Origin of the sequence: Pseudonocardia sp. TRM90224, assembly GCF_021245725.1 — a bacterium.
In the GTDB taxonomy this organism is placed as follows: Bacteria; Actinomycetota; Actinomycetes; order Mycobacteriales; family Pseudonocardiaceae; genus Pseudonocardia.
Genome location: NZ_JAJGSX010000001.1, coordinates 618580 through 631386, shown reverse-complemented (window position 1 = coordinate 631386; position 12807 = coordinate 618580). Strand labels below are relative to the sequence as shown.

General features: G+C 70.8%; 15 protein-coding genes and 3 tRNA genes. 11 read left to right on the top strand and 7 right to left on the bottom strand.

Annotation, left to right across the window (positions count from 1 at the left end; all coding sequences use genetic code 11):
• Positions 1-4 precede the first annotated feature (4 nt).
• The 3 genes from LL648_RS02770 to LL648_RS02760 are packed head-to-tail and all read right to left on the bottom strand — an operon-like array spanning position 5 to position 1394.
• A complete protein-coding gene (locus tag LL648_RS02770) occupies positions 5-343 on the bottom strand; it encodes a YciI family protein (RefSeq protein WP_232660756.1) in 339 nt (112 codons plus the stop codon).
• Between the two features lie 50 nt (positions 344-393).
• Complete coding sequence (locus LL648_RS02765) at positions 394-795, bottom strand: SgcJ/EcaC family oxidoreductase (protein WP_232660755.1); 402 nt, start codon at positions 793-795, stop codon at positions 394-396.
• Between the two features lie 35 nt (positions 796-830).
• Positions 831-1394 carry a dihydrofolate reductase family protein gene (locus tag LL648_RS02760; protein ID WP_232660754.1) on the bottom strand — a complete coding sequence of 188 codons (564 nt, stop codon included), beginning with the start codon at positions 1392-1394 and terminating at the stop codon, positions 831-833.
• 196 nt (positions 1395-1590) lie between these two features.
• Between LL648_RS02760 and LL648_RS02755 the strand changes: the two genes are divergently transcribed.
• The 3 genes from LL648_RS02755 to LL648_RS02745 all read left to right on the top strand — a co-directional run bounded on the left by LL648_RS02755 (position 1591) and on the right by LL648_RS02745 (position 1816).
• Positions 1591-1663 (top strand) — tRNA-Pro (locus LL648_RS02755).
• A 3-nt stretch (positions 1664-1666) separates the two neighbouring features.
• Positions 1667-1739 (top strand) — tRNA-Arg (locus LL648_RS02750).
• A 4-nt stretch (positions 1740-1743) separates the two neighbouring features.
• Positions 1744-1816 (top strand) — tRNA-OTHER (locus LL648_RS02745).
• Positions 1817-1823: 7 nt separating this feature from the next.
• On the opposite strand, the gene LL648_RS02740 is transcribed toward LL648_RS02745, so the two are convergent.
• From LL648_RS02740 to LL648_RS02730, 3 genes are read right to left on the bottom strand one after another with little or no spacing between them, the layout of a single operon-like run.
• Entirely contained in the window at positions 1824-2267 is a 444-nt protein-coding gene (locus LL648_RS02740) for a nucleotidyltransferase domain-containing protein (RefSeq protein WP_232660753.1), read from the bottom strand.
• Entirely contained in the window at positions 2264-3730 is a 1467-nt protein-coding gene (locus LL648_RS02735; RefSeq protein WP_232660752.1) for a carboxylesterase/lipase family protein, read from the bottom strand. Before LL648_RS02735 ends, LL648_RS02740 begins: the two co-directional genes overlap by 4 nt.
• A gap of 9 nt (positions 3731-3739) precedes the next feature.
• On the bottom strand, positions 3740-4345 hold the full coding sequence (locus LL648_RS02730; RefSeq protein WP_232660751.1) for a TetR/AcrR family transcriptional regulator: 606 nt from the start codon (positions 4343-4345) through the stop codon (positions 3740-3742).
• A gap of 85 nt (positions 4346-4430) precedes the next feature.
• On the opposite strand from LL648_RS02730, the gene LL648_RS02725 reads away from it, so the two are divergent.
• On the top strand, positions 4431-5186 hold the full coding sequence (locus LL648_RS02725; RefSeq protein WP_232660750.1) for an SDR family NAD(P)-dependent oxidoreductase: 756 nt from the start codon (positions 4431-4433) through the stop codon (positions 5184-5186).
• Positions 5187-5319: 133 nt separating this feature from the next.
• Positions 5320-6138: a MerR family transcriptional regulator gene (locus LL648_RS02720; protein WP_232660749.1), complete on the top strand. Its 819-nt coding sequence runs from the start codon at positions 5320-5322 to the stop codon at positions 6136-6138.
• 114 nt (positions 6139-6252) lie between these two features.
• Here LL648_RS02720 and LL648_RS02715 read toward each other — a convergent pair whose 3' ends face one another.
• On the bottom strand, positions 6253-6684 hold the full coding sequence (locus LL648_RS02715) for a PPOX class F420-dependent oxidoreductase (protein WP_232660748.1): 432 nt from the start codon (positions 6682-6684) through the stop codon (positions 6253-6255).
• Between the two features lie 125 nt (positions 6685-6809).
• On the opposite strand from LL648_RS02715, the gene LL648_RS02710 reads away from it, so the two are divergent.
• The 6 genes from LL648_RS02710 to LL648_RS02685 all read left to right on the top strand — a co-directional run bounded on the left by LL648_RS02710 (position 6810) and on the right by LL648_RS02685 (position 12758).
• Positions 6810-7829, top strand: coding sequence for a LacI family DNA-binding transcriptional regulator (locus LL648_RS02710; RefSeq protein ID WP_232660747.1), 1020 nt, complete (start codon positions 6810-6812; stop codon positions 7827-7829).
• A 75-nt stretch (positions 7830-7904) separates the two neighbouring features.
• Complete coding sequence (locus LL648_RS02705; protein WP_232660746.1) at positions 7905-9131, top strand: sugar ABC transporter substrate-binding protein; 1227 nt, start codon at positions 7905-7907, stop codon at positions 9129-9131.
• Complete coding sequence (locus LL648_RS02700) at positions 9124-10086, top strand: carbohydrate ABC transporter permease (RefSeq protein WP_232660745.1); 963 nt, start codon at positions 9124-9126, stop codon at positions 10084-10086. Before LL648_RS02705 ends, LL648_RS02700 begins: the two co-directional genes overlap by 8 nt.
• Complete coding sequence (locus tag LL648_RS02695) at positions 10083-10886, top strand: carbohydrate ABC transporter permease (RefSeq protein ID WP_232660744.1); 804 nt, start codon at positions 10083-10085, stop codon at positions 10884-10886. Before LL648_RS02700 ends, LL648_RS02695 begins: the two co-directional genes overlap by 4 nt.
• A 28-nt stretch (positions 10887-10914) precedes the next feature.
• Entirely contained in the window at positions 10915-11679 is a 765-nt protein-coding gene (locus LL648_RS02690) for a ThuA domain-containing protein (protein WP_232660743.1), read from the top strand.
• The gene (locus LL648_RS02685; RefSeq protein WP_232660742.1) at positions 11676-12758 is read left to right on the top strand and encodes a Gfo/Idh/MocA family protein; all 1083 of its coding nucleotides are present in this window, start codon (positions 11676-11678) and stop codon (positions 12756-12758) included. The genes LL648_RS02690 and LL648_RS02685 overlap by 4 nt, the downstream gene beginning before the upstream one ends.
• The last annotated feature ends 49 nt before the right edge of the window (positions 12759-12807 follow it).

Below are 12807 nucleotides of genomic sequence, written 5' to 3'. Positions count from 1 at the left end.
GCCGTCAGTGGTCGAGCAGGGGGCGGATCTCCACCGATCCCCCGAGCCGGACGGCGGGGATGCGCGCGGCGAGTTCGAGCGCGCCGTCCAGGTCGGGGGCTTCGATGAGGAAGAACCCGCCGAACACCTCTTTGGTGTCGGCGAACGGGCCGTCGGTGAGCAGGAGCTCCTCGCCCGACGCCCTGACGGTGGTCGCGGTCGCGGCCGGCTGGAGCCGCTCGCCGTTGTACACCCGCTCGTCGTTGCGGATGGCCGTGTACTCGGCGCTGATCGACTCTCGCCGCTCGGCGTCGAAGCCGTCGTAGGCCCCGGGCCGTTCGTTGATCAGGAGTGCGTACCGCATCGGCCGCCCTTCGGTCGTCGCTCGTGCGGCCGATTCTGCATCCCGGTCGATCAGCGCGCTTCCGGGGCGTTCGAGTACGCGGCGATCTTCCAGCCGTCCGCGGTGCGGGTGAGCACCCACGTCGCCGTGACCGCACGCGCGTCGGCGTCGTCGGGGACGTCGCTCTCGCCGGCCATCAGGATGATCGAGCGGCTGATCACGATGGCGGAATCGCCCAGTACGCGCAGGCTGCGCTCCTCGTCGACGGCGCGCGAGCCCTTGAGCGGCCCCGCGAACCCGGCGCTCATGTAGCCGTGGATCGTGGCGCGATCGGGGTGGAAGACGCCGGGCATCACGACGGTGGCGTCGTCGGTGTACAGGGCGGCGAAGGCGTCGGCGTCGTTGTCGGCCCACGCGCTGTACGCCTGGCGCAGGACGTCTCGCACGGCTTCGGTGTTGTCGTTCTCGGTCATGGCTGGTCCGTCCGTTCCTCTTGTCGGGTTCCGGGTCACTTGCGGGTGTAGATCTGGCGCAGCGCGCCGGCGCCGGCGTCCTCGCTCGACACCAGCTCCAGCTCGACGGGCGCGCTCGCGCCGTCGAAGAGCCGGCGGCCCTTGCCGAGCACGATCGGGAAGACCATCAGCCGGAACTCGTCGACCATGTCGTGCGCAACCAGCTGGTCGACGATGCTGGCGCTGCCGGTGACCAGGACGTCCTGGTGCTCGCGCCGCTCGGCCACGGCCTTGATCAGGTCGCCCTCCAGGAGGGTGGAGTTGGCCCAGCGGTCGGTGTTCTGGAGCGACCGCGAGGCGACGAGCTTCTGCATGCCGGTCAGGCGGCGGGAGAAGTCGTCGTCGCGGGCGGCGAAAATGCCGGCGAACAGCTCCCAGGTCGTGCGGCCGAGCAGCTTGACGCCGGTGTCGAGGACCTCGCCCAGCCGGAACTTGTCCCCGGCGACCGGGCCGGGACCGTACCGGAACGCCCAGCCGCCGAACGGTGTGCCGCCGGAACCGTCGGGGTCCTCGATGACGCCGTCGAGCGAGACGAACTGGGCGACGATGACCTTGTGCATGATGTCCTCCTCGGTGGGTTTCACCGGGGGGACGAACCATCGGCGTCGGGGGGACAGTCCGTTGATGTGTCCTGCATCACACACGGGAGGGCGCGTTATTTCGATTTCGCCGATCCCCGTCGCTCGCTAACCTTCTCGGCATGAGCCTGCAGCAGCGACCCTGATCGCCTCGCCCCGTCACCGGGAGCGAGGTGTACGGGGTGTGGGCCAGCGGCCAGGCCACCTGCTTTGGGAGCAGGACGACGTGGGTTCGAGTCCCACCACCCCGACAGCGGCCCGTAGCTCAGAGGACAGAGCACCCGGCTACGAACCGGGTAGTCGCAGGTTCGACTCCTGCCGGGCCGGCTGATGGACGGTGGTGTGTTGGCTCGCCAGCGAGACTCTGAATCTCGCCCACGTAGGTTCGATCCCTGCCCGTCCAGCTGGAGATCAATACCCCGACCCGGGGCGCACCGCGGCGTTCACCCGCGCCAGCAGCCCGGCGGGGTCGTGGAGGGGGCGCATCCCGTCGCTCACGACCCGGTGCGTTCCCGCGTCGACGGGATCGGTCGACGCCCAGTCCGGCGTCACGAACCCGAACTCGATCTCGAACCCGGACTCGAGCCGCACCCGCCGCTCGATGAGCACGCCCCACCGCTGCGTCCTGACCACGGGCGGGTCGCCGAAGGGGCCGAGCCACTCCGTCGAGGACGCGTAGCTCCCTGGGGCGTCGGTCAGGACGACGACGTCGACGTCGGACGACATGCGCTCCGCTCCGCGCGCCCACGAGCCGGCGAGGCCGAGCGCGACGATGCCGCCGTCGGTTTCGGCCCACTGCTGAGCGATCGACACCACCTGCTCGAACTCCGCGCGGCGGGCGGCGGTGACGCTCACTGCGTTCTCAAGTCGAGCGTCCCGAACCGGTACCCCGCCCAGATCCGGCGCGAGGCCTCCTCCGGGTAAGGGAGGGTGCGGGTGTCGGCGTCGTAGACGCGGGTGGCGCGGCCGTCGGCGTACCGGGCCCAGCCGGGGTCGCCGGTCGTCGCGAAGCTCAGCCACTCGGCGCGCATCAGCCGGCCGAGCCGGTCCGCCTCCGCTGCGGCGTCGGGCCTGGTGGCGGCCGCGAGCAGGTCGCCGTGGTGGAGGGTGCCGAGCAGCAGCAGGACGTCGAGGCTGTGCGACGCCCCCGCCGGGCCGAACCACCAGCCCAGCTCGTACACCCACGCGTTGCCGCGGCCTGCGGCGTGCGCCTCGGCCAGGTGCAGGCTCGGCATGCGCATCAGCCAGTCGGACATGACCGTCCCGTACAGCGTCGCCGTGTCGGCCTCCGGAAAGGCGGCGCCGTACGCGGCGCTCCCGCCCGGTGCAAGCCCGTCGATCAGGGCGGTGACGTCCGCGGCTTCCATTTGCCGGTAGGCGAGCAGGCTGAACTCGTCGCGGGTGTGGCCCGCGATCAGGTCGACGCCCCGGCCGGCGCCGCCCGCGAGCGCCTCCCACGGCGCGGACGCGAGGACGTCGCCGTCGACCACCGGCGAGAACGGCGTCGGGGTGTGCGCGATCGGACCCCACTCCGCTTCCCGCTGCGGCAGCGACAGGGTGACCGAGCGGGTGGCGCGCACAAGATCCGACGGCGCGACGTCCACGAGCGACGCGAGCGTGGCCGGACGGCCCAGCTCGGCGGTGATGCTCGCCGAGACGTCGGCGGCGAGCTCCGGTGTGAAGAACGTGCTCGGCACGCTCAGCGCGATGGCGCGGCGGAACAGCCCGGCGGCCGTCGGCATCGTGAGCAGTGCCGCGACGGACCCCGCGCCTGCCGACTGGCCGAAGACCGTGACATTGCCCGGGTCGCCGCCGAACCCGTCGATGTTGTCCTGCACCCAGCGCAGCGCGGCGGCCTGGTCGAGGATGCCGCGGTTGTCGGGTGCGCCGTCGACGTGCGCGAAGCCCTCGAAGCCGAGGCGGTAGTTCATGCTGACCACCACCGCGCCTGTGGCGGCGAGCACGGCGCCGTCGCTGTGCGGGTTGTCCGAGCCGTTGTGCAGGTACGCGCCGCCGTGGATGTAGACCATCACCGGCAGCCGCGCGCCGAGGTCGGGCGACCACACGTTGAGCGTCAGCCAGTCGTCCGAGCCGTCGACGTCCTGCGTGGCCCCGACCGCCGGTGGCTGCGGCGGGCGTGGGCCGAATCGCCCCGCATCTCGCACGCCGTCCCACTTCGCGGCAGGCTCCGGCGCGGCGAAGCGCAGCGCGCCGACGGGCGGCTGCGCGTACGGGATGCCGCGGAACACCGCGAGACCGTGCTCGTTCCGGCCTCTGACGGTGCCGGCTGCCGTGCCGACCTCGGGTTCGGTGATCACTACTGATTTCTACCGCGACCTTCTACTGCGACGCAGGGCGTCGATGCCCGCGCCCAACGCGGCTTCGAGGTGGCCGAGGCCGCCCGTGCTGAGCATGATCAGGACGCCGCCCTGGATCCCGGCGACCAGCGCGGCCGCCGACCGGTTGGGGTCGACGTCGGTGGCGATCTCGCCACTCGCCTGCATGTGCCGGATGCCGGTGGCGATCTCGCCCTGCCAGATCGCGATCAGCTCGGTGACGACGGCTTGCGCACCCGGCGTGCTGCGCCCGAGCTGCGACGTCACGACGTTGAGCGGGCAGCGGCGGCCCTGCTCGCGGTAGTGGTCGAGCACCCGCTCGCGCCACGCCTCCCATGCCGGCCACGACGTGAGGTCGCCGAGGTGCGGTTGCTGGACGCTGATGACGCGGGCGGCTTCCAGCTCGGCGACGGCCAGCAGGAGGTCTTCCTTGCCGCCGGGGAAGTAGTGGAAGAGCTGGCTCTTGCTGGTCGCGGTGCGGGCGCGGACGTCGTCGAGCGTGGTGGCGAGCACGCCGCGGTCCCTGATCTCGGCAGCGGCCCCTTCGACGATCCGCTGCCGGGTCGCGGCGCCTTTTGCGGTGAGCGTTCCGGGCACGACGCCTCCAAGATCTGGACTTGCGGGTCCATTTTATGGTCGGCAGCGTGGGTTCCGTCAACACCACGGACCGACGGAGAAGATCATGTCCGAAGCACGGAAGCACTCGACCGCACTGGTCACCGGCTCGACCGACGGCATCGGGGCAGCCATCGCGGTTGCGCTCGCGGCCGGCGGCACGCAGGTCGTGGTGAGCGGGCGCGATCGGGAGCGCGGCGAGAAGGTCGTGGCGCAGATCGTCGAGGCGGGTGGGCGGGCGGCGTTCGTGGCGGCCGATCTCGGCCGTGGCGCACCGGCGGCCCGCGAGCTCGCCGCCGCGGCGCACGAGCTGGCCGGCGGCCCGCTCGACGTCCTGGTCAACAACGCCGCAATGTTGATCAAGCCCGGTCCGACGGCGGACGTCGACGAGGAGCTGATCGACGGTGCCTTGGCGGTGAACATCAAGGCCGCGTTCCTGCTGACCGGCCTGGTCGCGCCCCGGATGGCGGAGCGCGGCCGCGGCGCGATCGTCAACATCGGCTCGATCAACGGGCTCGTCGGGATGGCCGGATCCGCGCTCTACAGCACGACGAAGGCGGCGATCCACTCGCTGACGAAGTCGTGGGCGGCGGAGTACGGGCCGCACGGCGTCCGGGTGAACACCGTCGCGCCCGGCCCGACGAGCACCCCGCGCAGCGTCCGGTTCGCGGACCACATCGCGCCGTTGATCGCCAGGGCCCCTGCCCGACGGGTCAGCACGACCGAGGAGGTCGCGAAAGCCGTCGTGTTCCTCGCCGGCGCCGACTCCACCAACGTCCACGGTGCGACGTTGACCGTCGACGGCGGGTGGTCCGCGGTGTGAATCAAGAGAAAGCTAGCCGTCGACAACGACGTTGTGGCTGAATAGGAGCTTCGCCATTCAGCCACAACGTCGTTCTCGACGCGGGCCCACGCTTGACCCTGTCACTGTGTGAGGCCGTCTACTCGGAGCCGTCATGTTCACCATCGGAGACTTCGCCTCGCTCGGCCGCGTATCGGTTCGGATGCTTCGCCACTACGACGCCATCGGACTGCTCCGACCGGCCCGGGTCGACCCCACCACCGGCTACCGCCACTACCGCGCAGGCCAGCTCGCACAGCTCAACCGCATCGTCGCGTTGAAGGAGCTGGGCTTCAGCCTCCAGCAGGTCAAGACGATCCTGCAGGACCGCGTGACCGCCGACGAGCTGCGCGGGATGCTGCGGCTGCGGCGGGTCGAGCTGGAGGCGGTGATGTCCGACGCCCGGGCCAGGCTGGCCGAGGTCGAGTCGAGGCTCCGGACCATCGAGAGCGAGAGCCGGATGTCCACCGAACCCGTCGTCATCAAGAGCCTCCCGCCGCTGCGGGTGGCCGAGCTGACCGCCACCTCCGGCAGCTTCGACCCGCGCGAGATCGGGCCGGTCGTGACGTCGCTGTTCGACGACCTGCGCACCCGCCTCGACGCCGCGGGCGTCGCCGTCGTCGGCCCCGGCGTGACCCGCTACGAGGACATCCAGCACACCGGCGGCGTCGCCGTGCACGCCGGGCTGCCGGTGGCGGAGGACGCGGAGGTCGACGGCGTCGGGATGGTCGAGCTGGCCGGCGTCGAGCGCGCGGCCACGATCGTGCACTGCGGACCGATGGACGGCATCCTGCCGACGGTGCAGGTGCTCGCCCGGTGGCTCGACGAGAACGGCAGCCGCCTCACGGCCCGGCACTCCCGTGAAGTCTCCATCGCCCGCCCGGCGGACCCCACGGAGTGGGTGACGGAACTCCAGGTCCCCACGGTCGCGTAGGCGCAGCCCACCTCGGGGGTGGCGGGGCCCCGAACTTCCCCATCGTTTTGGGTACTTGCGCGCTTTTTCAGCGCGCATCCACCCAAAACGATGGGGAACTTGGGGTCAGGCCCGTCAGCGGATCCGCTGCCCGTAGACCTTGTCGACCTTCAGCTGCATGAGGACCCGCTTGTCCGAGACCATCACCGCGCGGTACTCGTCCCAGTCGGGGTGCTCGCCGCCCGCCCTGCGGTAGTAGTCGACGAGGGCTTCCACCTCGGGGCCGTTCGGGTCGGTGCCGGGGCCGGTGAGCGTCACGGAGCCTTCCGCCGTCGCCCACTCCCAGCCGTTCTTGCTGGTCACCTCCAGCGCGGCCCGCGGGTCCCGGCGCAGGTTCTTCGTCTTGGCGAGGCCTTCGCGCATCGAGACGAGGACGACTCCCGCCTCGCGGTCGTAGTGCGGGGTGACAGGGGACAGGTGCGGCAAGCCGTTCGACTTGATCGTCGCGAGGACCCCGATGCTGCTCTCGGCGAGCAGGGCGTGCGGGTCGAACTCCGAGGCGGTCATGTCGCGAGCAACCGTCGAGCGGTTCCGGCCTATTCCGGGGGTTGCGCGCCGAGAAGGCACGTGGCTACCATCCGCGGCACTGTCGATGCGTATCGACGGCAACCCGACGAAGGGGGCGACGGCGCATGGTCACCAGCCGCGACGTCGCCCGGCTCGCCGGTGTCTCGCAGAGCACCGTCTCCTACGTCATGAGCGGGCGCCGCTCGATCTCCGAGGAGACGCGCCGCCGTGTCGAGGCGGCCATCGAGCAGCTCACCTACCAGCCCAACGCCGGCGCTCGCGCGCTGGCGAGCCAGCGCACCCAGGTGATCGGGCTGGTGATCCCGTTCGCGCCGGGTGTCGAGCCGAGCGGGCTGCTCCCGTTCATCGAGACGATCGCGAGCTGTGCGCGCGCCGAGGACCACGACGTCATCCTGGTCACCGCCGACGAGGGCTCGGCCGGCCTCACCCGGCTCGCCGGCCGCAGGCTGTGCGACGCGATCGTCATGATGGACATCGGCGCCGAGGACGCGCGGATCCCGGTGGCGGCGTCGCTGGACGTTCCGGTGATCCTCATCGGCGTCCCGGACGACAGCGCCGGCCTGCACTGCGTCGACGTCGACTTCGACAGCGCCGGACGGCTCGCCGTCGAGGAGATGGTCGCGGCCGGGCACGAGAAGGTCGTGGTCATCGGCTACGCGCCCGCCGTGATCGAGCGCAACGTCAACTACGTCAAGCGCTTCCTCGGCGGCACGGCTTCGGCGGCGGTGCTGCACGGCATCGGCCACGAGGTCGTCGCGCCGGACGCGACGGGGCGCGAGGGTGCCCGCGGCGCCGTCCGGAAGGCACTGGAGATCGCCGGCAGCCGGCCCGGCCTGATCCTGCCCAACTCCGAAGTGCAGACGCCGCACGTGCTGCAGGCGCTCCTCGACCACGGCCTCGTCCCCGGCCGCGACGTCTCGCTCGTCGGTTTGTGCACCGACGCCGTTGCCGAAACCAGCACCCCACAGGTCACGAACGTCTCGCTGGAGCCGCGCGACGTCTCGCGGCGCGCCATGTCCACGCTGTTCCGGCTGCTCGACCGGCGCGACGACCCAGCTGCCGAGCTCGTCGAGCTCGTGACCCCCCGGCTCACCCGTAGAGAAACCACCCTCGCCGTCCCGTAGCGCGTGAGCGCATCGGAACGGCCCGACGCACGCCCAGTATCGATACGTATCGACATCTGCGAGAGGAAACCAGACATGGCTCGACGAGGAGCAGTACTGGAGCTCACCGCACTGGTCGCGGTGGCCGGGATGGCGCTGGCGGCGTGCGGCGGAGGCGGGACGGCCGGCCCCGGCGGCGGCGACGCCAGCACGATCCGGGTGCTGGACTACTACAACAACGAGCCCGACCGCTCGGTGTACGCCAAGACGCTCGACACCTGCGGCCAGCAGGCGGGCGTCAAGATCGAGCGGGAGGTCGTGCCGGGCGCTTCGCTCATCCCGAAGGTGCTCCAGCAGGCGTCGTCACGCACGCTCCCGGACGTCCTGATGCTAGACAACCCGGACGTGCAGCAGATCGCGGCGACCGGCGCGCTCGCCCCGATCAGCGACTTCGGCCTCTCCACCGACGGGTACGCCGAGGGCGTCGTCAGCGCGTCGACGTTCGAGGGCAAGGTCTACGGCCTCCAGCCGGTGACCAACACGATCGGACTCTTCTACAACAAGGACCTGCTGGCCGAGGCCGGCATCACGCCCCCGACCACCTGGGACGAGCTCAAGACCGCGGCAGCCGCGCTCACGAAGGGCGAGCGGTACGGCGTCGCGTTCTCCGCGGTGGCGGACTACGAGGGTGCGTGGCAGTTCCTGCCGTTCATGTGGTCCAACGGCGGCGACGAGACCAACATCGCGGGGCCGGAGACGGCACAGGCGCTGCAGCTGTGGGTGGATCTCGTCAACTCCGGCTCGGCCTCCCGGTCGGTGCTGAACTGGGGGCAGGCCGACGTCAAGGACCAGTTCGCGGCCGGCAACGCCGCGATGATGGTCAACGGACCGTGGCAGTTCCCGGCGCTGGACAAGGTGCAGGGCCTGAACTACGACGTCGTGCCGATCCCCGTACCGCGGGCCGGCGCGACGGCGGTGGCGCCGCTCGGCGGGGAGACCTGGACGCTCCCGCAGACCGGCAACGCGGCGCGGCAGGCGAAGGCGGCCGAGATCGTCAAGTGCCTCAACACCGACGACACCCAGCTGGCGCTGGCGAGCGAGCGCAACACCGTCCCGACCAAGACGGCGCTGCGCGAACGCTTCGTGAGCGAGGTGCCGAGAATGGCGGCGTTCACCGCGCAGGTGCAGACGGCCCGATCGCGCACGGGCAAGCTCGGAGCCGAGTGGCCGGCGACCGCCACCAAGATCTACACCGCGGTGCAGACGGCGATCACCGGTGGCGCGAGCCCGCAGCAGGCGCTGCAGCAGGCCCAGAATGGGTGAGGTCGCCACGGCGACCCGCAGGGTGCCCGCCGCCGCGCTCCCGGCGCGGCTGCGGGAGCCGTGGTGGGCACCCCGCCGCCGGGAACGGCTGCTGCAGGTCGCCTTCCTCGTCCCGGCTGTGCTCTACCTGGCGCTCTTCTTCGGCTACCCGGTCGTGCAGAACGTCGTGATGGGCTTCCAGGAGTACACGACCCGCACCTTCTACACCGGTGAGGCGCCGTGGGTCGGCCTGGACAACTACGCGACCGTCCTGGCGTCGCCGCTCTTCGGCCAGGCGATGCTCAACACGGTGCTGTTCACCGTGGGGTCGATCGCCGGGCAGTTCTGCATCGGGCTGGCCATCGCGGTGTTCTTCCAACGGAAGTTCCCGCTCAGCGGGCTGCTGCGCTCGTTGCTGCTCCTGCCGTGGCTGATCCCGCTGATCGTCTCCGGCGCCGTGTGGCGGTGGATCCTCGACCAGGACAACGGCGCGCTCAACCGCTTCCTCGGCGGGCTCGGGCTGGTGGGGGAGAACCCCGGCTGGCTCACGAGCACGTCGTTGGCGCTGATCGCGGTGATCGGGGTGAACATCTGGATCGGCATCCCGTTCAACACGACGATCCTCTACGGCGGGCTGCAGGACGTGCCCGAGGAGCTGTACGAGGCCGCCGCACTGGACGGAGCGACGGGCTGGCGGGCGTTCCGGCACGTCACGTGGCCGTTGCTGCGGCCGGTGGTGAACGTCGTGCTGGTGCTCGGCGTCGTCTACACGATCAAGGTGCTGGACATCATCCTCGGGCTCACCGGCGGCGGCCCGGCCAACGCGACGCAGACCATCGCGACGCAGTCCTACCACCTGTCCTTCCGGGAGTTCCGGTTCGGCGAGGGAGCCGCGCTGGGGAACGTCCTCATCGTGATCTCGCTGGTGTTCGCGCTGCTCTACCTGCGCGCCAACCGGAAGGCGGTGCGCGGATGACGAGGAAATGGAGCAACACCGTGATCGGCGTGCTGCTGCTCGCCGTGATGCTCTTCCCGCTCTACTGGATGCTCAACGTCTCGCTGCAGCCGAGCGGCTCGGCGGTCGGGACGCCGTGGATCCCGCTGCAGCTCTCCTTCGACGGCTACGCCACGGCCGTGCGCGAGCAGGGTGGGCACCTGCTCACGAGCCTCGTCGTCGGAGCGGGGAGCGTGGTGTTCAGCCTGCTCGTCGCGACACCCGCGGCGTACGCGCTGGCGCACTTCCGGGTGCGCGGCGCGGGGATCGTGCTCTTCGGGATCCTGATCAGCCAGATGATCCCCGGCATCGTCGTCGCCAACGCCCTGTACAGCGCGTACAACGACCTCGGGCTCCTGAACTCGATACCGGGGCTGATCCTCGCCGACTCGACGCACGGGATCCCGTTCGCGATCCTGATCATGCGGGCGTTCCTCGGGGCCATCCCGAGCGAGGTCACGGAGGCGGCGCGGGTCGACGGTGCGGGCCAGATCCGGACGTTCGTCGCGATCGTCCTCCCGATGAGCCGCAACGCGCTCATCACGGCCGCGCTCTTCACGTTCCTCTTCACGTGGAGCGACTTCCTGTTCGCGCTCACGCTCACGACCACGGAGGACGTCCGCCCGGTGACCCTCGGGATCTACCAGTACATCGGGGCCTACGTGAGCGACTGGAGCTCGGTGATGGCCACGGCCGTGCTCGCGTCCCTGCCCGCCGTGGTGCTGCTCGTCGTGGCGCAGCGCTACGTGGCCGCCGGCGTCTCCAGCGGAGCCGTCAAGTGATCGACCGAACGAAAGGCAGAACCCGGAAGTGACTCCCATCCGCGTCACCGTTTGGGGCGAGAACCGCCACGAGCAGATCGAAGAGCATGTCGCGAAGATCTACCCGCAGGGCATGCACACGACGATCGCCGAAGGCATCGTCGAGAACCTGGGCGAAGGGTGCGACGTGCGCACCGTGACGCTCGACGACCCGGAGCACGGCCTCACCGAGGAGTCGCTCGCCGCGACCGACGTGCTGGTCTGGTGGGGCCACGCCGCGCACGGCGAGGTCGCCGACGAGGTCGTCGAGCGGGTGCACCAGCACGTGCTCTCCGGCATGGGGCTCGTCGTGCTGCACTCGGGGCACTGGTCGAAGATCTTCGTGAAGCTCATGGGGACCAGCTGCACGCTGCGCTGGCGCAGCGAGCACGACCGCGAGCTCATCTGGACCGTCGACCCGACGCACCCCATCGCGAAGGGGGTGCCGCACCCGCTCGTCATCGAGGAGGACGAGATGTACGGCGAGCTCTTCGACATCCCCACTCCCGACGAGCTGATCTTCATCAGCTCGTTCTCCGGCGGGGAGGTGTTCCGCAGCGGCTGCACGTTCCACCGCGGGCACGGGCGGATCTTCTACTTCCGCCCTGGCGACCAGGACTACCCGACCTACCACCACAAGGACGTCCGCAGGGTCATCGCGAACGGCGTGCAGTGGGCCCGGACCGAACGCGACAGGCGCGAGCTGCCCGTGCTGCTGCGGTACGACACCGAGGACTTCTTCAACGGCAAGTCCTACACGGGGCCGATCGAATGACTCCGCTGAAGGTGGTGCTCGTCGGCGCCGGCAGCATGGGCCTGGCGTGGCGCGACACGATCGAGGCCACGCCGCACGCCGAGCTGGTCGGCATCGCCGATCTCGACCTCGCGGTGGCCCGCGACGCCGCCGCGGGGCTCGCGACCCCGATACCTGTCGGCGACAACGCGGTGGAGCTCGCCCGCGCGACCGGCGCCACGGCGATCGTCAACGTGACGGTGCCGGAGGCGCACCACGAGGTGGCGACCGCCGCCATGTTCGCCGGCCTCGACGTGCTGGGCGAGAAGCCGGTGGCGGACACCGTGCCCAAGGCGCTCTCGCTGGCGGCCGCGGCCGAGGCCACTGGGCGGATGTTGATGGTCAGCCAGTCGCGGCGGTGGAACCCGCAGCTGTTCGCGCTCCGCTCGATGGTCGAGGACCTCGGCGCGGTCGGATCGCTCACCACCGAGTTCTTCCGCGCGCCGCGGTTCGGCGGGTTCCGCGAGCGGATGGCGCACCCACTGCTCGTCGACATGGCGATCCACGCGTTCGACTCTGCGCGCTACCTGCTGGGCGCGGAGCCTGTCGCCGCCTACTGCGAGGCTTACAACCCGCCGTGGAGCTGGTTCGACGGGGCCGCGTCGGCGTCGGCGGTGTTCACGATGGAAGGCGGCGCGCGCTACTCGTACACGGGGAGCTGGTGCGCCCCCGGCACGGAGACGTCGTGGAACGGCGTCTGGCGGGTCAGCGGGGAGAAGGGGAGCGCGAGCTGGGACGGCGACCACGACCCCGTGCTGCACGCGCCGTTCCCGCCCGCGGACCGGCCACTGGCGGCGTACTCCGGGATCGCCGGGGCGTTGGAGGTGTTCGTCGACGCATTGGCGAGCGGCTCCACACCGATGGGTGAGGTGCACGAGAACCTCCTCAGCCTGGTGATGGTCGAGGCCGCGGTGCGCTCGGCGGAGACGGGCGAGCGGGTGCTGATCGACGACGTGCTGGACCGGGCGTACGCCGAGGCGCTGGCGGCCGAGACCCACCCGGACGTCCGTGCGGCACTGGCAGCGTGGCCGTCGCCGCGAGCGGCACTCACAGGGCCGTAGGGGCGCGCCGGGGTTGCCAGGAAAGTGGCTTTCCTGGCACCTCACGCCA

Bases quoted from the DNA above. Each gene is read 5' to 3' on its own strand.
- LL648_RS02685 (WP_232660742.1), top strand. From the start codon at position 11,676: ATGACTCCGCTGAAGGTGGTGCTCGTCGGCGCCGGCAGCATGGGCCTG.
- LL648_RS02695 (WP_232660744.1), top strand. From the start codon at position 10,083: ATGACGAGGAAATGGAGCAACACCGTGATCGGCGTGCTGCTGCTCGCC.
- LL648_RS02720 (WP_232660749.1), top strand. From the start codon at position 5,320: ATGTTCACCATCGGAGACTTCGCCTCGCTCGGCCGCGTATCGGTTCGG.
- LL648_RS02705 (WP_232660746.1), top strand. From the start codon at position 7,905: ATGGCTCGACGAGGAGCAGTACTGGAGCTCACCGCACTGGTCGCGGTG.
- LL648_RS02760 (WP_232660754.1), bottom strand. From the start codon at position 1,394: ATGCACAAGGTCATCGTCGCCCAGTTCGTCTCGCTCGACGGCGTCATC.
- LL648_RS02770 (WP_232660756.1), bottom strand. From the start codon at position 343: ATGCGGTACGCACTCCTGATCAACGAACGGCCCGGGGCCTACGACGGC.
- LL648_RS02765 (WP_232660755.1), bottom strand. From the start codon at position 795: ATGACCGAGAACGACAACACCGAAGCCGTGCGAGACGTCCTGCGCCAG.
- LL648_RS02725 (WP_232660750.1), top strand. From the start codon at position 4,431: ATGTCCGAAGCACGGAAGCACTCGACCGCACTGGTCACCGGCTCGACC.
- LL648_RS02710 (WP_232660747.1), top strand. From the start codon at position 6,810: ATGGTCACCAGCCGCGACGTCGCCCGGCTCGCCGGTGTCTCGCAGAGC.
- LL648_RS02715 (WP_232660748.1), bottom strand. From the start codon at position 6,684: ATGACCGCCTCGGAGTTCGACCCGCACGCCCTGCTCGCCGAGAGCAGC.
- LL648_RS02700 (WP_232660745.1), top strand. From the start codon at position 9,124: ATGGGTGAGGTCGCCACGGCGACCCGCAGGGTGCCCGCCGCCGCGCTC.